The organism is Mycolicibacterium aurum, from assembly GCF_900637195.1.
GTDB classification, from domain to species: domain Bacteria; phylum Actinomycetota; class Actinomycetes; order Mycobacteriales; family Mycobacteriaceae; genus Mycobacterium; species Mycobacterium aurum.
This window is the reverse complement of sequence record NZ_LR134356.1, coordinates 5,270,138-5,286,662: the sequence shown is the minus strand read 5'-3', so window position 1 is coordinate 5,286,662 and position 16,525 is coordinate 5,270,138. Positions and strand designations below refer to the sequence as shown.

17 protein-coding genes are annotated in these 16,525 nt (G+C 65.0%); 8 read left to right on the top strand and 9 right to left on the bottom strand.

The features are described from left to right. Positions 1 to 99 precede the first annotated feature (99 nt). The 5 genes from EL337_RS25000 (at position 100) to fadA6 (ending at position 5,746) form a co-directional block, all read left to right on the top strand. Positions 100 to 1,638 carry a lipopolysaccharide biosynthesis protein gene (locus EL337_RS25000; RefSeq protein WP_048634168.1) on the top strand — a complete coding sequence of 513 codons (1,539 nt, stop codon included), beginning with the start codon at positions 100 to 102 and terminating at the stop codon, positions 1,636 to 1,638. A 61-nt stretch (positions 1,639 to 1,699) separates the two neighbouring features. Beyond that, a complete protein-coding gene (locus tag EL337_RS24995; protein WP_083443197.1) occupies positions 1,700 to 2,785 on the top strand; it encodes a Gfo/Idh/MocA family protein in 1,086 nt (361 codons plus the stop codon). Further along, entirely contained in the window at positions 2,785 to 3,876 is a 1,092-nt protein-coding gene (locus EL337_RS24990) for an NAD-dependent epimerase/dehydratase family protein (protein WP_048634166.1), read from the top strand. Before EL337_RS24995 ends, EL337_RS24990 begins: the two co-directional genes overlap by 1 nt. 173 nt (positions 3,877 to 4,049) lie before the next feature. Beyond that, complete coding sequence (locus EL337_RS24985; RefSeq protein ID WP_048634235.1) at positions 4,050 to 4,595, top strand: TetR/AcrR family transcriptional regulator; 546 nt, start codon at positions 4,050 to 4,052, stop codon at positions 4,593 to 4,595. Between the two features lie 2 nt (positions 4,596 to 4,597). Next, positions 4,598 to 5,746, top strand: a complete 1,149-nt coding sequence (gene fadA6 / locus EL337_RS24980) for a steroid 3-ketoacyl-CoA thiolase FadA6 (protein ID WP_048634165.1) — start codon at positions 4,598 to 4,600, stop codon at positions 5,744 to 5,746. 6 nt (positions 5,747 to 5,752) lie between these two features. Here the strand turns inward: fadA6 and EL337_RS24975 are convergent, their stop codons facing one another. The 5 genes from EL337_RS24975 to echA20 all read right to left on the bottom strand — a co-directional run bounded on the left by EL337_RS24975 (position 5,753) and on the right by echA20 (position 10,442). Continuing rightward, positions 5,753 to 6,865, bottom strand: coding sequence for an NDMA-dependent alcohol dehydrogenase (locus tag EL337_RS24975; RefSeq protein ID WP_048634164.1), 1,113 nt, complete (start codon positions 6,863 to 6,865; stop codon positions 5,753 to 5,755). Between the two features lie 69 nt (positions 6,866 to 6,934). Further along, positions 6,935 to 8,005, bottom strand: a complete 1,071-nt coding sequence (gene ipdC / locus EL337_RS24970; RefSeq protein WP_048634163.1) for a (3aS,4S,5R,7aS)-5-hydroxy-7a-methyl-1-oxo-octahydro-1H-indene-4-carboxyl-CoA dehydrogenase — start codon at positions 8,003 to 8,005, stop codon at positions 6,935 to 6,937. Between the two features lie 3 nt (positions 8,006 to 8,008). Then, positions 8,009 to 8,758 carry a cholesterol ring-cleaving hydrolase subunit IpdB gene (gene ipdB, locus EL337_RS24965; RefSeq protein WP_048634162.1) on the bottom strand — a complete coding sequence of 250 codons (750 nt, stop codon included), beginning with the start codon at positions 8,756 to 8,758 and terminating at the stop codon, positions 8,009 to 8,011. Further along, on the bottom strand, positions 8,755 to 9,684 hold the full coding sequence (gene ipdA, locus EL337_RS24960) for a cholesterol ring-cleaving hydrolase subunit IpdA (RefSeq protein ID WP_048634161.1): 930 nt from the start codon (positions 9,682 to 9,684) through the stop codon (positions 8,755 to 8,757). Before ipdA ends, ipdB begins: the two co-directional genes overlap by 4 nt. Continuing rightward, entirely contained in the window at positions 9,681 to 10,442 is a 762-nt protein-coding gene (gene echA20 / locus EL337_RS24955) for a (7aS)-7a-methyl-1,5-dioxo-2,3,5,6,7,7a-hexahydro-1H-indene-carboxyl-CoA hydrolase (protein WP_048634160.1), read from the bottom strand. Before echA20 ends, ipdA begins: the two co-directional genes overlap by 4 nt. A gap of 52 nt (positions 10,443 to 10,494) precedes the next feature. On the opposite strand from echA20, the gene EL337_RS24950 reads away from it, so the two are divergent. Continuing rightward, positions 10,495 to 11,304 (top strand): SDR family oxidoreductase, encoded by an 810-nt coding sequence (locus EL337_RS24950; RefSeq protein ID WP_048634159.1) that lies wholly within the window; start codon positions 10,495 to 10,497, stop codon positions 11,302 to 11,304. Between the two features lie 12 nt (positions 11,305 to 11,316). Then, complete coding sequence (locus tag EL337_RS24945; protein WP_048634158.1) at positions 11,317 to 12,234, top strand: SDR family oxidoreductase; 918 nt, start codon at positions 11,317 to 11,319, stop codon at positions 12,232 to 12,234. A 54-nt stretch (positions 12,235 to 12,288) separates the two neighbouring features. Here the strand turns inward: EL337_RS24945 and EL337_RS24940 are convergent, their stop codons facing one another. The 4 genes from EL337_RS24940 to EL337_RS24925 form a co-directional block, all read right to left on the bottom strand. Then, entirely contained in the window at positions 12,289 to 12,987 is a 699-nt protein-coding gene (locus tag EL337_RS24940; RefSeq protein ID WP_048634157.1) for a GAF domain-containing protein, read from the bottom strand. Between the two features lie 66 nt (positions 12,988 to 13,053). Beyond that, positions 13,054 to 13,563 (bottom strand): nitroreductase family deazaflavin-dependent oxidoreductase, encoded by a 510-nt coding sequence (locus tag EL337_RS24935; protein WP_048634156.1) that lies wholly within the window; start codon positions 13,561 to 13,563, stop codon positions 13,054 to 13,056. Between the two features lie 11 nt (positions 13,564 to 13,574). Then, entirely contained in the window at positions 13,575 to 13,958 is a 384-nt protein-coding gene (locus EL337_RS24930; protein WP_048634155.1) for a DUF8021 domain-containing protein, read from the bottom strand. Between the two features lie 16 nt (positions 13,959 to 13,974). Then, on the bottom strand, positions 13,975 to 15,138 hold the full coding sequence (locus EL337_RS24925; protein ID WP_048634154.1) for a steroid 3-ketoacyl-CoA thiolase: 1,164 nt from the start codon (positions 15,136 to 15,138) through the stop codon (positions 13,975 to 13,977). A 121-nt stretch (positions 15,139 to 15,259) separates the two neighbouring features. Here EL337_RS24925 and EL337_RS24920 point away from each other — a divergent pair, with 121 nt between their 5' ends. Beyond that, positions 15,260 to 16,519, top strand: coding sequence for a cytochrome P450 (locus EL337_RS24920; RefSeq protein ID WP_048634153.1), 1,260 nt, complete (start codon positions 15,260 to 15,262; stop codon positions 16,517 to 16,519). Positions 16,520 to 16,525 lie beyond the last annotated feature (6 nt).

The window sequence follows — 16,525 nt, the reverse complement described above, 5'->3', positions numbered from 1 at the left end:
CAAGGGGGCGATCCGCGACGTCGCGGACAAAGCGAGGACGCACGATGGTCGCTGTGCATCTGTAAGTATGCAGCCGGTCTCGTCGAGGGAAGAAGGTTGATGGCGCCGAACTTCGCCCGCAATACACTCCTCGGCTTCATCTCAGGCGCCGCCGTCACGTTCTCCGGGTTCGTCGGTAGCGCAATCGCCGCAAGATTATTGGGGCCCGACGATTTCGGCGTCGTGGCCTACGTCGTGTGGTGCGTGACGGTCGCTGTGGCGGTCGCGAACGTGGGCAGCGACGTTGTGCAGCAGCGATTCATCCCGAACCTGCGTGCCGCGGACAAGAACGAGCAAGTAGATGGCCTCGTCGGGGCAATCGTGCGGCTGTCCATGTCGGCCGCGATCGTGGTCGGCGTGGTGCTGTTCGCCTATCTCTACGGGTCGGGGAGCGGCGCGCTGGGCGGGCTTTCTCGGGACTCTCAACTGGTCGTGGTCGCGGTCGCTCTGGTCTGGTTCGTCTGCTGGAGAATGGGCGATCTGTATCTGTTCAATCTCAGGGGCGAGCAGCGATTCGACACACTCGCTCGCGTCTCTACCGTCTCGGCACTGATGCGGGTCGCGACTACGGTGCTGGGCGCCTTGCTCTTCGGAATTCCTGGCGCTCTGGCCGGCTACGTGGCCGCGACCGTCCTGCCGGCGAGTCGACTCTTCCCGCTACTGCGGCTCAAGCCCAAGGTCGACAGGTCACTTCGGCAGGAAGTCGTCGGGTTCGCACTGATGAGCTGGACGATCGGCGTGATCGGCAACCTCCTGTTCGGCCGAACGCAGATCATCTTCCTGGAGCACTACACCGACATCGGTACCGTCGGCGTATTCGCGGTAGCACTCACAGTGGCCGAAATGGCGGCGCAGTTGCCGCCCCTCCTACTCTCTGCCCTGTTGCCGCGTTTCAGTGAGCAGCGCGGTCAGGGCGCACACGACCCGATGAAGCGTTTGTACCGGACGATGACAGCACTCATAGCGATGGTGATGTTGCCGCTCTGCCTCTGTCTGGCGGCGATCACGCCGGTTGTGGTGCCGCTGATTTTCGGTCCTGATTTCAGCGACGCCGCCGGGGTGGCTTCGATTCTGTTGATCGCGATAGCGATCAACAGTCTTGGCGGAACCAGCCTCTCCCTGATCCTGAGCATGGGGAAGAACAGCATCCTGTGGATATCCAACGCCGTCGGCCTTGTCGGGGTGATCGGGCTCGGCTTTCTCCTGATACCCCAGTACGGGCTGATGGGAGCCGCATGGTCACGCGCGATCATCCAGGTGGTCGTCATACTCATCGAGATAGTTTGTGCAGCAATGCAATTGGGATTCTCGATGCCCTATCGCGCCCTGGGGTCGATAGCGCTCGCCGCGGTGGCTCAGGGTGCCGTCGCCTACGCGATCGTGCTCAACGTGGATGGCGCTGCATCGTTGCTGGTCGCCATTCCCGCCGCGATCCTGACCTACCTGATTGCCATCCGCGTGTTCGCGGTGATGCCCCTGGTGGACCCGGAACTGGCGAGCCGGCTCGTTGCGCATACGCCTACCAGACTGAAACCGCTGGCTTCTCGTATTCTGCGGCTTCTGGCGCCGCCCGGGACAGGACGCGCAGAGCCGGAATGATCGTTTGCCAGCGACCGAAAGGCATTAGGGTTGACGCGACAAAGAACCTGAGAGGCTGTCGATGATAAGTGTCCTCTTGATCGGCGCTGGAGCAGTGGTGGGGGAGCACTATCGGCCCCCGCTTCGCCGACTGGAGAAAGCCAAGGCCATCGAAGTCCGGGGTGTCGTCGATCCCAACGAGTCACGGAGACGCGAGATCGCGTCTCGGTTCAGGCGGGCGCGTTCGTATTCAGACTGCGACGCAGCGTTTCAGGATGGCTCGTACGATCTCGCGATCATCGCCTCACCGCCCGCCTTGCACGCCGAGCATGCATGCGTGGCTTTCGAATACGGTTGCCATGTGTTGTGTGAGAAGCCCATGACGACGACGGTGGCCGACGCGGGTCGCATGAACGCTGCAGCGGCGAAAGCCGGTCGCGTGCTGGGGGTCGCATATCCCCGGCGGTTCTATTCGAATTTTGCCGACGTCGCACAACTCGTCGCCGCCGGCGAGCTCGGCGATGAACTCGAGTTCACCTACCGTGAAGGAAACACATACGGCTGGCAGGCGGCCACCGACGCAGCATTCCGGCGGGAACGATCAGGAGGCGGCGCCCTGTTGGATATCGGCGTCCACATGCTTGACCACTTGACCTGGATTTTCGGGGATCCTAAAGTCACCCGGTCCTTTGATGACAGCCTGGCCGATGGGGTAGAGACCAACTCGCTGCTGGAGCTGACGTTTCCGCGAGCCCGCGGCATCATGCAAGTCAGCTGGGAGTACCCGTTGAACAACGGCCTGTGGATACGTGGCGCGCTGGGTGAGGTGATGCTCGATGGCGGAGACCTTCGCACCTACCGCCGCAAGACCCCACGGGGGTGGTCGCTGATGCCGACCACGACATCCTGGCCCACAGACCTCACGCCTGGTGGCGGCCCGCGGATACGGCCTGGCAACCTCCGCCCGTGCTTTGACGCCGAATTGGTCGCGATGCTGCGGTGCATTCGTTACGGCGAGGCATTTCCTGTGACCGGAGCGCAGGCCGCAAGTGTGCAAGCCGCGGTCGAGCAGGCCTACGAGAGCGCTGAACCGCTGGATTGTCCCTGGCTTCCTGAAGACGAGCAGGTAGCCGCGCGATCCCGGCACTGGAAGGCGGGCCGTCAGTGATGAAGCCCATCGCAATCATCGGAGCGGCGAGCTTCGTCGGCGCGCGTTTCGTCGAGCGTGCAGAACTGCTCGGCGACTTTTCGATCGTCCCCATCGTCCGATCCCCGCGCAGCCAAGGGAGATTGGCGCGGTTCGGCACGCGCCTCGCGCTGGGCGACGCCGGCGATCCGGCGTCGCTGGTTCCGCTCCTGCGGGGATGCGGAATGGTGGTGAACCTGACTCTTGGAGACGATCGGCGCATTGTCGGCGACGTGCAAGCCATTCACGCCGCATGCGAGGAGGCGGAAGTTCCCCTCTTTGTCCACATGAGTTCCGCCGAGGTTTTCGGAAGAGCCGAAGATCCGGGCTTGAGCGATGATTCCGTAGCCGACAGCCCGCACTGGATGGAGTACGCCCATGGGAAACGGGCTGCCGAGGCGTGGCTGCGGTCCCAAGCCGACGGTCCTGTGCGGGTGGTCATCCTACGGCCGGGGCTGATCTGGGGGCCGGGGGCCGGATGGTTGGTGGATCCGGCGAAGGCGCTGGTCGAGGGCACCGCCTACCTGTTCAACGAGGGGCGTGGGATCTGCAATCTGATCCACGTGGACAACCTCGTGGAGCACGTCCTCCAACTGGCGACGGCTCCCGATCCCCGCTCCGGCGTCTTCAACATCTCCGACAAGGAGACGCACTGCTGGGCCGATTTCTACGGCGCCATTGCCCGGGAGGTGGGGGTTGATCCGTCGACGATACGGATGCTTCCCGACGCCGCGTTCCGGGAGAGTCGAATTCAGCAGGCGCGGCAGAAGATCTTCAACATCGCAGCTGCCCGCGCTGTCAAACGGCGGATGAGCGGTGACACCAAAGGCAGGATCAAGCAGCAGTTGAGAGATCGGTTCTCGCCACCGATATCCGAAGCTCGACCGATCGAGCCCGAACCGACTGTCAGCAAGCAACTTTGGTGGCTTCAGGGCACAGTGCGGAAACTGCCGTCGACGAAGTTCGCCGAGCACTACCCCGACTTGCAGCTTCGACCATTCACCGACTTGATGTCGGCCAGCGGCCGATGGCTGCGCTATGCCGGTTTCGAGCAACCGACCGCTCTCCGGTGAGTTACGACCACAGAACCGACACCCGGGTAGCCAGATGGGCGGAACGGCGGACGGTTGCGTCTGCGGGCATCCGTAGTACCCGACTTACCTAGCAAGCGCTTGGTTGCTACTCTGGTCAGGTGGAGAAGGCGCTGCCCAGTCGGCGCGACGAGTTGCTTGCACTCGCCGCGACGATGTTCGCCGAGCGCGGCCTGCGGGCCACCACCGTACGAGACATCGCCGATTCGGCCGGAATCCTGTCCGGCAGCCTCTACCACCACTTCTCTTCCAAGGAGGAGATGGTCGACGAGGTGCTGCGCAACTTTCTCGACTGGCTGTTCGCGCGGTATCAGGAGATCGTCGCAACCGAACCGAACCCGCTGGAACGTCTCAAGGGCCTGTTCATGTCGTCGTTCGAGGCGATCGAGACCCGGCACGCCGAGGTCGTGATCTACCAGGACGAGGCCAAGCGGCTGTCGTCGCAGGAGCGGTTCGCCTACGTCGACGAGCGCAACAGAGAACAGCGCAAGATGTGGGTCGACGTCCTGAACCAGGGCATCAAAGAGGGCTATTTCCGCCCCGATGTCGACGTCGACCTGGTGTACCGATTCATCCGTGACACCACGTGGGTTTCGGTCCGCTGGTACCAGCCGGGTGGACCGCTGACCGCCGAAGAGGTTGGTCGGCAATATCTTTCGATCGTACTTGGCGGCATAGTCGCCTCGACAAAAGGAGTCTGACAATGGCCGAAGCGTATGTCATCGACGCTGTACGCACCGCGATCGGCAAGCGGAACGGTTCGCTGGCCGGCGTGCATCCGATCGACCTCGGCGCCGCCGGTTGGCGCGGACTGTTCGCACGCAACGACGTCGATCCCGGGGCGGTTGACGACGTGATCGCCGGCTGTGTCGATGCGATCGGTCCGCAGGCAGGCAACATCGCCCGGCTGTCCTGGCTGGCGGCCGGGTACCCCGAGGAGGTTCCGGGTGTCACCGTCGACCGGCAGTGTGGCTCCAGCCAGCAGGCCATCTCGTTCGGCGCGCAGGCGATCCTCTCCGGGACGGCGGACCTGATCGTCGCCGGCGGCATGCAGAACATGAGCCAGATCCCGATCAGCTCCGCGATGACCGTCGCGGAGCAGTTCGGGTTCACCTCTCCCACAAACGAATCCAAGAGCTGGCTGCACCGCTACGGCGACCAGGAGATCTCGCAGTTCCGCGGCTCGGAACTGATCGCCGAGAAATGGGAGCTGTCACGCGAGGAGATGGAGCAGTACGCCCTGACCAGCCACCAGCGGGCGCAAGCCGCCATCAGGGCGGGGCATTTCGAGAACGAGATCATCGAGGTGGACGGCTTCGCGATCGACGAAGGTCCCCGCGACACGTCGCTGGAGAAGATGGCCGGCCTGAAAACCCTTGTGGAGGGCGGCAGGCTGACGGCCGCGATGGCCAGTCAGATCTCCGATGGTGCCAGCGCGGTGCTGCTCGCGTCGGAGCAGGCGGTCAAGGACCACGGGCTGAAGCCGCGGGCGCGCATCCACCATGTCAGCGCACGCGGTGCTGACCCGGTGTTCATGCTCACCGGGCCGATTCCCGCGACCCGCTACGCCCTGGACAAGACCGGGCTGTCGATCGAGGACATCGACACAGTGGAGATCAACGAGGCATTCGCACCCGTCGTGCAGGCATGGCTCAAGGAGACCAAGGCCGACCCGGAGAAGGTCAACCCGAACGGCGGCGCGATCGCGCTCGGACATCCGCTCGGTGCCACCGGCGCAAAGCTTTTCGCGACGATGCTGAACACACTGGAGCGCACCGGCGGCCGCTACGGCCTCCAGACGATGTGTGAGGGCGGCGGCACCGCCAACGTCACCATCATCGAAAGGCTCTGACGCGGCCTAGTGGTCGTGCAGGATCACGCCGCGGATGTTGCGGCCGTCGCGCATGTCCGAATAGCCCTCGTTGACCTCGGCGAGCTTGTACTCGTGGGTGACGGTCTCGTCGAGCAGTAGCTTGCCTTCGCGATACAGCGACAGCAGGCGCGGGATGTCTGCGCGCGGGTTGGCTTCGCCGTAGAGGCTGCCCAGCAGCCGCTTCTGGAACAGCGTGAACATCATCAGCCCGAGTGTCGGTGAGTTCTCGGCCATCGTGGACAGTGCCGTCATGACGACCGCGCCACCCTTGCGGATGATGTTGGCCGCATCCTCGAGCATCGACCCCTCGAGCAGGCCGACAGTGAGGATCGCCGAATCGGCCATCACGCCCCGGGTCAGCTCGGCGACAAGCGCTGTGGCCTCGGCCAGCGACGTGACGAAGTGGGTGGCACCGAACTGAAAAGCCTGCTGCCGCTTTGCTTCTACAGGTTCGACAACGACGATCTTCTCGGCCCCCGCCAGCCGGGCGCCCTGGACCGCGCCGCTGCCGATCCCGCCGAACCCGATGACGACGACCGTGTCGCCCGGTTGGACGTCGGCGGTATTCACCGCCGACCCCCAACCGGTCGTGACGCCGCAGCCGAGCAGGCACGCCCGCGACAGCGGCAGGTCGTCGTCGATCTTGACGATCGACGCCTCGGGAACGGTGCCGTACTGGGAGAACGTCCCGACGAGCGCCATCACGCCGACATCCTGTCCGCGGACGTGGCGTCGGTAGGTGCCGTCCAACTGGGTGCCGGCCATGATCATCGCGCCGAGATCACACAGGTTCTGGTGGCCGGTCGAGCAGAACCTGCAGCGCCCGCACGCGGGCAGGAACGAGGCGACCACGTGGTCGCCGGGCGCGAGACCGATGACCCCCGGACCGACCTCCCGCACGATTCCGGCTCCCTCGTGGCCACCCACGAGGGGGAGCGGCGCAGGCAGGTCTCCGGTGCGGATGTGCTCGTCGGAATGGCACAGACCGGTGGCCTCCCAGGACACCAGCACCTCGCCGTCCCCGGGCGGATCGAGGTCGATCTCTTCGACGGTCCAGTCGGACCCGTACTCCCACAGGATGGCGGCGTTGGTCTTCATCCGTCGGAGTCTAGGAACGGCCGCCTCCGCGCACGGCGGAATCGACTAGACGCGCGTCAAGGAAATCGGTCAGACGATGAAGCCGGTGGCCTTCTGCAGATGCTCGACAGCCTCGGCGACGATCGACGGCACCAGCTCCGCGCAGGACGGCAGATCGTCGATGATGCCGGCCACCTGGCCCGACGCCAGCACGCCTGCCTCGGTGTTGCCCTCGACGAGTCCGGCTTTGAGCAGCATCGGGGTGTTGGCCGCCATCACGACCTGGGACCACGTCAGGTCCTTGCCGTGGCGCATGGCCAGGCCGTCGGTGATCATCGACTTCCACGTCATGCCGGACATCTTCTTGAACTTCTGCGCGTTGAGGACCGCGGCGGACAAGCCCCGGACCGGGGATCCGCTCTCCAGCTTCTCGACGAGGCCGGTGCGCAACACCCGGTGCGGCATGCCGTCGACCTTGGTCGACACCACGGTGCCGTCCAGGGCTGCCTGTAGGTAGCGCTGCTTGACCGAGTCGGGGACGGTGGAGTCCTTGGTCAGCAGGAACCGCGTCCCCATGGCGACGCCGGCCGCGCCGTACGACAGCGCAGCGGCCAGCCCGCGCCCGTCGAAGAAGCCGCCCGCCGCGATCACCGGCATGCCGGTGTCGGCAACGGCGTCGAGCACCGACGGCAGCAGCAGTGTGGTGGCGATCGGACCGGTGTGCCCGCCCCCTTCGCCGCCCTGCACGATGACGGCGTCGGCGCCCCAGCCCGCGACCTTCTTGGCGTGCTTGGCCAGGCCGACCGACGGGATCACCACGACGCCGGCATCTTTGAGCCTGGCGATGAGGTCGGGTTTGGGAGCCAGAGCGAAGGAGGCGACTTTGACTCCTTCGCGGATCAGGAGGTCGACGCGGTCACCTGCGTCGCCGGCGTCGGCACGGATGTTGATGCCGAACGGTTTGTCGGTGGCGGACTTCACCTTCGCCACGGCGGTGGTGAGCTCCTCGAGCGTCATGGTTGCCGAGGCGAGAATTCCCAGGCCGCCCGCGTTGGATGTCGCGGCGACCAGTCGCGCGCCGGCCACCCAACCCATTCCGGTCTGCACCACGGGATGTTCGATGCCGACCAGCTCGGTCAGCGGAGTCTTGAGACTGCCCATGAACTAGGCCTTCACTTCTTTGTCCCGCAGCGATTTCGGGTCGAGGACCTCGCGCAACAGCCTCTGCTCCTCCTCGGACGGAAGCCGCGTCGTCTCGGCCTCGCCCAGTCCGTGCACCTCGAACGACGTATTCTCGGCCACCTGGTCGGCCTCCACACCGGGGTGCAGTGACAGCGCGCGCATCTGGTGGTCCGGGCCGTTGAAGTCGAACACGCCGAGGTTCGTGACGACGCGGTAGACGTTGACGAAGCGGTAGGCCGGGTTGGCGGGATCTACCTTGTCCCAGCCGATTCCGGAGACGATGTCGACCGATTCACCGAAGACCCGCTTGGAGTGGTTGCCCACGAAGTAACTGGTGGCGTGGTTGATGGTGTTGCCGGGTGCGCCGCGCACGCCGAACATCTGCCGGGTGGGGTGCTGCAGCGGGCCGAAGGCCGACAAATTCTGGTTGCCGTACCGGTCGATCTGGTTGGCACCCATGACGACATGTCTGCGGCCCCAGGCCAGTGTCTCGAAGACCCGGCCGAACGGCATCCAGCCCTCGATGGCGGCGGGCGCTCCGATGGCCGGAGTGTCGGCGATCAGCCGAGCTTCACCGTCGGACAACACGATGTCGGGTGAGAAGGTCAGACGGGCCAGTCTGGCACCGATCGACACGATCGTCGTCATCGGGCTGACCATGATCTCGCCTGCGTCACGGAACAATTCGGAACAGGCGACGGCGCACACCTCGGCGCGGGTCACGGAGATCATTTGGCGGCCTCCTTCGCGGCGGCTTGCTCTTTCTTGGCATGCTCTTCGCGCAAGCGCTCATCGGTGAACTTACGCACCGCAGCCTGGTAGTCGGCTTCACTGCCGGACAGATAGGTCTTGACGAACTCGGCCCACGTCTCGTCGGAGGCAGCGGCCTCCGCGTAGTGCCGCTGGAACTTCTCGTCGCGACGATAGTCGGGCTCGTTGACCGTGAAGTGGGCGCCGTTCGGTGCCTCGACCACCGAATCGACCATCATGCGGTTGATGAGCAGCGCTTGTGGTGGAACGGATTTGACGAGTTCTTCGGTGGAGACCACCTTCTCCACGGACAGGAAGCGGCGCTCGGCCGACATCAGGAAAAGGTCGTCGAAGTAGGGGTCGATCCCGGTGTAGGCCGCGTTGCCCCGTTCGTCGCCGAGGTTCATGTGGACGAACGCCGCGTCCAGATTGAGGGCGGGCATCGCGATGAGTTCTTCGTAGCCTGAGCCCGTCGAATACGGGGACTGCACCGTCTTGAGTTCGTCACCCCAGAACGCGCGGACATCACTGCCGAGCCCGGCGCGGATCGGCAGGAACGGAAGGCGTTGTGCGGCAGCCTGAAGACCGCAGCGCAGCATGCCCTCGTCCATCTCCCGGGACTCGATGGCTCCTGAGGTGCGGGCCTTGGCGAACCACGGGTCGTAGAACGGGGGCGAATCCAGCGACACGAAGCCGTAGTACACCCGCTTGACTTTGCCCGCCGAGCACAGCAGTCCGAGGTCCGGGCCGCCGTAGGTCACGACCGTGAGGTCGGTGACGTCGGTGCGCAGCAGCGCGCGTACGAAGGCCATCGGCTTGCGGCGTGAGCCCCAGCCGCCGAGGCCGATGGTCATACCGCTCTCGAGTGACGAGACAGCCTCGTCGAGAGTCGTTCTCTTGTCTGTCACTTCTTCGATTCCTTCTTCGAGGTACCCGCGAACGCATCCCGGTGCTCGTCAGAGACGCCGGCCAGGTTCAGCTCGAATGTGAAGCCCTGCTCCATGCGATATCTGGCGTTGACCGGCTGGACGTCGATGAGGTTGAGAGCTTCCTTCGCGGCGCGGATCACCCGGGTGTCCTTGGATGCGATGTCCCGCGCGACGCGCAGAGCCGACTCGTCGAGGTCCGCGCGCGGAACCACTTCGTGCACCGAGCCGAAGTGATGCAGGGTGTGCGCGTCCACCGTGGCCGCGGTGAAGAACAGCCGGCGCATCATGTGCTGCGGCACCAGCCGCGACAGGTGAGTGGCCGCACCGAGCGCACCGCGCTCGACTTCGGGGAGGCCGAACTTCGCGTCGTCGGAGGCGACGATCACATCTGAGTTACCGACCAGCCCGATGCCGCCGCCGACACAGAAGCCGTTGACGGCGGCCACGACCGGCACCTCGCACTCGTACACCGCCCGAAAGGCATGGAAGCAACCACGATTGGCATCGATGAGAGCGGTGAATCCGTCGGTGTTCTGCATCTCCTTGATGTCGACGCCCGCGTTGAACCCACGCCCCTCGGCGCGCAGGATCACGACGTGGGTCTCGCGGTCTCGGCCCGCGGCGGTGATCGCGTCGCCGAGCTCGAACCAGCCCCGCGACGGGATCGCGTTGACGGGTGGGTAGTCGACGGTGACCGAGACGATGCCCGGTTCCACGGTCTTTGTGGTGATCGGCATGCAAACTCCTGGGTCGCTACCTAAGCAAGCACTTGCTTGGTACGCTAGCACAGTGACTGACGCCGTCGACAGTGCTGTGCCCGGCCCCCACGGAGACGGTGCCATCCGACTCGGGCTCGCCCGCCGCGTGGTGCTCGTCACCGGCGGCGTGCGCGGCGTCGGCGCGGGCATCAGCAAGGTGTTCGCCGACCAGGGCGCCACCGTCATCACCTGTGCGCGCCGACCGGTCGAGCAGTCGCCCTACGAATTCCGGGCCTGCGACATCCGCGACGACGATGCGGTCAAGGCGCTGATCGACGGAGTGGCCGCCGACCACGGCCGGCTCGACGTCGTCGTCAACAACGCGGGCGGCTCGCCGTACGTGCCCGCCGCCGAGGCATCCGCGAAGTTCAGCACGAAGATTCTTCAGCTGAACCTCCTCGGCGCGCTCTCCGTGTCCACCCACGCGAATGCCGTGATGCAGAACCAGGACTCGGGCGGATCGATCGTCAACATTTCCAGCGTGAGTGGCCACCGTCCCACGCCCGGTACTGCGGCCTACGGCGCAGCCAAAGCCGGTATCGACAACCTGACCGCGACGCTGGCCGTCGAGTGGGCTCCCAAGGTCCGGGTCAATTCCGTCGTCGTGGGCATGGTGGAGACCGAGCAGGCCGAACTCTTCTACGGAGATGCCGATTCCATCGCGGCCATCTCGAAAAACGTGCCGCTGGGCAGGCTCGCAAAACCCGACGACATCGGCTGGGCCACGGCGTTTCTCGCGTCTGACGCAGCGTCCTACATCAGTGGCGCGTCGCTGGAGGTGCACGGTGGCGGGGAGCCGCCGCACTATCTGTCGACCACCACTGCCGACATCAAGAAATAAGGAGACAACATCATGGGATTGCTCGACGGCCGCGTGGTCATCGTGACGGGTGCAGGTGGCGGAATCGGTCGGGCGCATGCCATGGCGTTCGCCGCCGAAGGCGCACGCGTCGTCGTTAACGACATCGGCGTCGGGCTCGACGGGTCGCCGGCCGGCGGCGGCAGCGCGGCTCAGAACGTCGTGGATGAAATCGTTGCAGCCGGTGGTGAAGCCGTGACCAGCGGTGCCAACGTCGCCGACTGGACGCAGGCGGAGGGCCTCATCCAGACCGCGGTGGACAGCTTCGGTGGCCTGGACGTGTTGGTCAACAATGCGGGGATCGTGCGCGACCGCATGTTCGCCAACACCAGCGAGGAGGAGTTCGACGCCGTCACCGCGGTGCACCTCAAGGGCCACTTCGCGACGATGAAGCACGCCGCGGCCTACTGGCGCGCCAAAGTGAAAAGCGGTGAGGCGGGTCCGGACACCCTTCACGCCCGCATCATCAACACCAGCTCGGGTGCCGGTCTTCAGGGCAGCGTCGGCCAGGCGAACTACAGTGCGGCCAAGGCTGGTATCGCGGCGTTGACCCTGGTTGCGGCCGCTGAGATGGGCCGCTACGGCGTGAATGTCAATGCGATCGCGCCGTCGGCGCGCACGCGGATGACCGAGACCGTGTTCGCCGACATGATGTCGACACAGGATCAGGCATTCGACGCGATGGCGCCGGAGAACATCTCACCGCTTGTGGTGTGGCTGGGCAGCGTCGAGTCCCGGGACGTTACCGGCAAGATGTTCGAGGTCGAAGGCGGCAAGATCCGGGTCGCCGAAGGATGGAGCCACGGTCCGGAGACCGACAAGGGTGCACAGTGGGACCCGGCGGAACTCGGTCCCGTCGTCACCGAGCTTCTCGCGAAGGCGCGGCCGGCCGTTCCGGTTTACGGAGCCTGAGCCGCGACGGCGAACAACACCACGCCGCAGTCGAATTCCCCGACCAACTCTGCGCTACTGGTCGAAAATGCGGTCAGACGCCAACTTCGCCAGATCGCGCAGTGTGGTCACGTGGCCGGATGTCCATTCACGAGGATTCGCATCCCACACGCAGAGCGTGCCGATGGCATGATCCGCCGAATCAACCAACGGGATTCCGAGATAGGACACGACGGTCCCATCGGTGACAGCGGGGTTGTATTTCAGTACCGGATCGTCGCGCGCGTCGGCGATCACCAGGGGCTCCCCGGAGGCGACCGCGTACTGACACACCGAACGATCGATCGACGTCTCCCTCGAACCTGGCGAGTCACCGGCCGGGCCGTGCAGGCTGACAAAGAACTGCCGGTCCCGGTCCACGAGCGAAATGGCGGCTCCCGGCGTTGCCAGAGCGGTCGCGGCCATATCGGCGATCCGGTCGTACGCCTTCTCCCGTGGTGCGTCGAGCAGACCCGTGTCGTACAGAGCCTGGAGTCGGCCCGGGTCTGTTATGACATCGGGCGGCGGTAGCGGAGAGCTCTCAGAGAGCTGAACATTGGCGGAGGAAAAGTGCGTCAGGAAATCCAGAGGATTTTCTTTGTGGCGGTTGACGTCGAGCATCAGTCGCATCGCTACAGCTTGGGCAACGTAGACCTCCACCGACTGATCCGCCTTGGCGGCCTGCTCGACCAGCGCGCGGTCGAGCCACTCGTTGAAGCCCGGTAAGGAGATCACCTGTCAACGATAATCGAAGAGCCGGTGCGTCGTGAGGTCGTTGCCGAGGTCCAACCCGGTGGTGATTCAGACCGGGTCGCAGATCAAGATCGGGATCTTGCGGTCGGTGTAGCTCCGGTAGTTCTGGAAGTCGGGGTAGATCGCGTCGAGCTTGGGCCAGTACTCGTCACGCTCCGAGTCCGAAGCGTCGCGGGCGGTGAGTCTCAGCTTCTCGTTCTTGAACTGGAACGTCACCTGCGGATTGGCCTGAATGTTCAAGTACCACATCGGGTTTGTCGCACGACCGCCCTGCGAGGCGACCAGCACGATTCGATTGCCTTCGCGCAGGAAAAGCAGCGGGCTTTCCCTGGGCTCGCCGGACTTGCGGCCGATCGTCGTCAGGATCCCCACCGGTGGCGGTGCCGAGAAGCGGTTGGACCCGCCGCGCCATTTCGCGCCCAGGCGACCGCCGGTGGCCTTGTAGGCCCATGTGTTGAGCTTCGACATCCACTTGATGCCGGTGCCGACCGCCTTGGAATTGAGGCCTTCGACCTGTTTGGGACTCAGTGGCTTCGGAGGTTTCGGAGGGGTGGCCATGGCCGGAGATCCTATCGGGCGAGGAACGGGCGGATGGAAGCGTTGATGTGGTGGATCTGCGCTCGCCCGGAGGGGTCGTCGGCGGGGATCAGAAACGTCTCGTCGACGCGGGCGCCGACACTGCGGCCCAGGAGGTTCGGCTTGGTCGACAGCTCGAACCGCGCTCGCACGGTGTCACCGTCAACGGTGAACTCCGGCGTGCTCACCGTCCTGATCACTCTGTACTGCAGCCCCCGATTCAGGCTGCGGCGCAGGTGGTTTCCGGAGAACCCTGTCTTGAGTCCCACCTCGACGCGGGTGCAGCCCGGCGCGAACGGCACGGCATCGGCCTGATGGCTGGCCAGCGCACTGATGTAGGCCTGCGCGGCGGCAATACGTTCGGCCTCCGAGATCATGAGCGGATCACGGACACTAGATCCGCTCGATGATGGTTCCGGTGGACAACGCGCCGCCGGCGCACATCGTGATCAGCGCCGTGCTCTTGTCCGTCCGCTCCAGTTCGTGCAGCGCCGTGGTGATGAGCCTGGCGCCGGTGCTACCGACCGGATGGCCAAGTGCGATCGCACCGCCGTTGACGTTGACGCGATCCATGTCGGGCTCGTGCACACGCGCCCACGACAGCACGACCGACGCGAAGGCCTCGTTGATCTCGATGACGTCGACGTCACCGATCTTCATACCGGCCTTCTCCAGCACCTTCGCGGTCGACTGCACCGGTCCGTCGAGGTGGTAGTACGCCTCGGCGCCGACGTTGGCCTGGCTGACGATGCGGGCACGGGGCTTCAGCCCGAGCGCCTTGGCCTTGTCCTCATCCATCCACAGCACCGCGGCGGCGCCGTCGGAGATCTGCGACGACGTTCCGGCCGTGTGAATGGCGCCTTCCATCACGGGTTTCAGCGAGGCGAGGCCTTCGAGGGTGGTGTCGCGCAGACCTTGGTCGCGCGAGACGAAGGCCCGCTCGGAGATCGGCTGTTTGTTCTCGTCGAGCACGGGCGCCTCGACGGGTGAGATCTCGCGATCGAACCGACCCTCGGCCCAGGCCTGCTTGGCCTTGCGCTGGGAGTCGAACCCGAATTGGTCGAGGTCCTCCCGGGTGATGCCGCGGCGCTTGGCGATACGTTCGGCCGCGGTGAACTGGTCGGGCATGTCGATGTCCCACGACGAAGCGCGAATGATGCTGCGGTCGGGACCTGCGTTGGCTCCCAGGCCTACGCGGCTCATCGCCTCGATGCCGCAGGCGATGCCGATGTCGATGGCGCCCACGGAGATGAGTCCGGCGATCAGGTGGTTGGCCTGCTGAGCGCTGCCGCACTGGCAGTCGACCGTGGTGGCGCCGACATGCTCGGGGAGGCCTGCCGTCAGCCACGACACCCGGGTGATGTTGTTGGACTGCTCGCCGAACTGCGTGACGCAGCCGCCGATCAGCTGTTCGACGTCTGCGGCGTCGATGCCGGCCTTCTCCACGACGGCCTTCTGTACTGCGCCGAGGAGCTCCGTGGCATGCAGGCCGGACAGCCATCCATTCCGTTTGCCGATGGGGCTACGGGTGGCTTCGACGATGACGGGGTTGCCCATTCCGACAGGCTAGAACACGTTTCATTAGTCTGACAAGCGGCGATGCCCCCGTGCCTTTCATCTGCGGTGGAGGCATGTTTTACTGGAACTAGAACACGTTGCATTTGAGGAGCGCACATCTATGTCAGGCCCCACTTCCTGCCCTATCTCGTCAGAGTTCGATTTCCTCGACGCGACGCTGAACCTGGAGCGTCTGCCCGTAGAAGAGCTTGCCGAGTTGCGCAAATCCGAGCCTATCCACTGGGTCGACGTGCCAGGCGGCACGGGTGGCTTCGGTGACAAGGGCTACTGGTTGATCACCAAGCACGCCGACGTCAAAGAGGTGTCCAAGCGCAACGACGTTTTCGGCAGTTCCCCCGACGGCGCCATCCCGACGTGGCCGCAGGGGATGACCCGCGACGCGATCGAACTGCAGAAGGCCGTCCTGCTCAACATGGATGCCCCGCAGCACACCCGGCTGCGCAAGATCATCTCGCGCGGCTTCACCCCACGGGCCGTCGGGCGGCTGGAGGATGAACTCCGCACTCGCGCGCAGAAGATCGCCGAGACCGCTGCCGCCGAGGGCACCGGAGACTTCGTCGAGCAGGTGTCCTGCGAGTTGCCGCTGCAGGCGATCGCCGGACTGCTGGGCGTACCGCAGGAGGATCGCGACAAGCTCTTCCGCTGGTCCAACGAGATGACTGCGGGGGAGGACCCGGAGTACGCCGACGTGGACCCGGCCATGTCCTCTTTCGAGCTCATCACCTACGCGATGAAGATGGCCGAGGAGCGGGCGAAGAATCCGACCGAGGACATCGTCACGACCCTCATCGAGGCCGACATCGACGGCGAGAAGCTGTCCGACGATGAATTCGGCTTCTTCGTGGTGATGCTCGCGGTGGCAGGTAACGAGACCACCCGCAACTCGATCACCCACGGCATGATCGCGTTCTCGCAGAATCCCGAGCAGTGGGAGCTCTACAAGAAGGAGCGGCCGGAGACCGCCGCCGACGAGATCGTCCGCTGGGCCACTCCGGTCTCGGCGTTCCAGCGCACCGCGCTGGAGGACACCGAGCTCAGCGGTGTGAAGATCAAAAAGGGCGAGCGTGTCGTGATGTCCTACCGCTCGGCCAATTTCGACGAAGACGTGTTCGAACTCCCCGAGTCGTTCAACATCATGCGCAACCCGAATCCCCATGTCGGGTTCGGCGGTACGGGTGCGCACTACTGCATCGGCGCCAACCTGGCCAAGATGACCATCAACCTGATCTTCAACGCCGTCGCCGACGCGATGCCCGACATCACCCCGATCGGCGAGCCGGAGCGGTTGATGTCAGGCTGGCTGAACGGGATCAAGCACTGGCAGGTCGACTACACCGGCAAGTGCCCGGTCAGTCACTGACGCGCT

Coding starts and splice junctions, on each gene's coding strand:
- EL337_RS25000 (WP_048634168.1), top strand. CDS start 100: ATGGCGCCGAACTTCGCCCGCAATACACTCCTCGGCTTCATCTCAGGC.
- EL337_RS24995 (WP_083443197.1), top strand. CDS start 1,700: ATGATAAGTGTCCTCTTGATCGGCGCTGGAGCAGTGGTGGGGGAGCAC.
- EL337_RS24990 (WP_048634166.1), top strand. CDS start 2,785: ATGAAGCCCATCGCAATCATCGGAGCGGCGAGCTTCGTCGGCGCGCGT.
- EL337_RS24985 (WP_048634235.1), top strand. CDS start 4,050: ATGTTCGCCGAGCGCGGCCTGCGGGCCACCACCGTACGAGACATCGCC.
- fadA6 (WP_048634165.1), top strand. CDS start 4,598: ATGGCCGAAGCGTATGTCATCGACGCTGTACGCACCGCGATCGGCAAG.
- EL337_RS24975 (WP_048634164.1), bottom strand. CDS start 6,865: ATGAAGACCAACGCCGCCATCCTGTGGGAGTACGGGTCCGACTGGACC.
- ipdC (WP_048634163.1), bottom strand. CDS start 8,005: ATGGGCAGTCTCAAGACTCCGCTGACCGAGCTGGTCGGCATCGAACAT.
- ipdB (WP_048634162.1), bottom strand. CDS start 8,758: ATGATCTCCGTGACCCGCGCCGAGGTGTGCGCCGTCGCCTGTTCCGAA.
- echA20 (WP_048634160.1), bottom strand. CDS start 10,442: ATGCCGATCACCACAAAGACCGTGGAACCGGGCATCGTCTCGGTCACC.
- EL337_RS24945 (WP_048634158.1), top strand. CDS start 11,317: ATGGGATTGCTCGACGGCCGCGTGGTCATCGTGACGGGTGCAGGTGGC.
- EL337_RS24935 (WP_048634156.1), bottom strand. CDS start 13,563: ATGGCCACCCCTCCGAAACCTCCGAAGCCACTGAGTCCCAAACAGGTC.
- EL337_RS24930 (WP_048634155.1), bottom strand. CDS start 13,958: ATGATCTCGGAGGCCGAACGTATTGCCGCCGCGCAGGCCTACATCAGT.
- EL337_RS24925 (WP_048634154.1), bottom strand. CDS start 15,138: ATGGGCAACCCCGTCATCGTCGAAGCCACCCGTAGCCCCATCGGCAAA.
- EL337_RS24920 (WP_048634153.1), top strand. CDS start 15,260: ATGTCAGGCCCCACTTCCTGCCCTATCTCGTCAGAGTTCGATTTCCTC.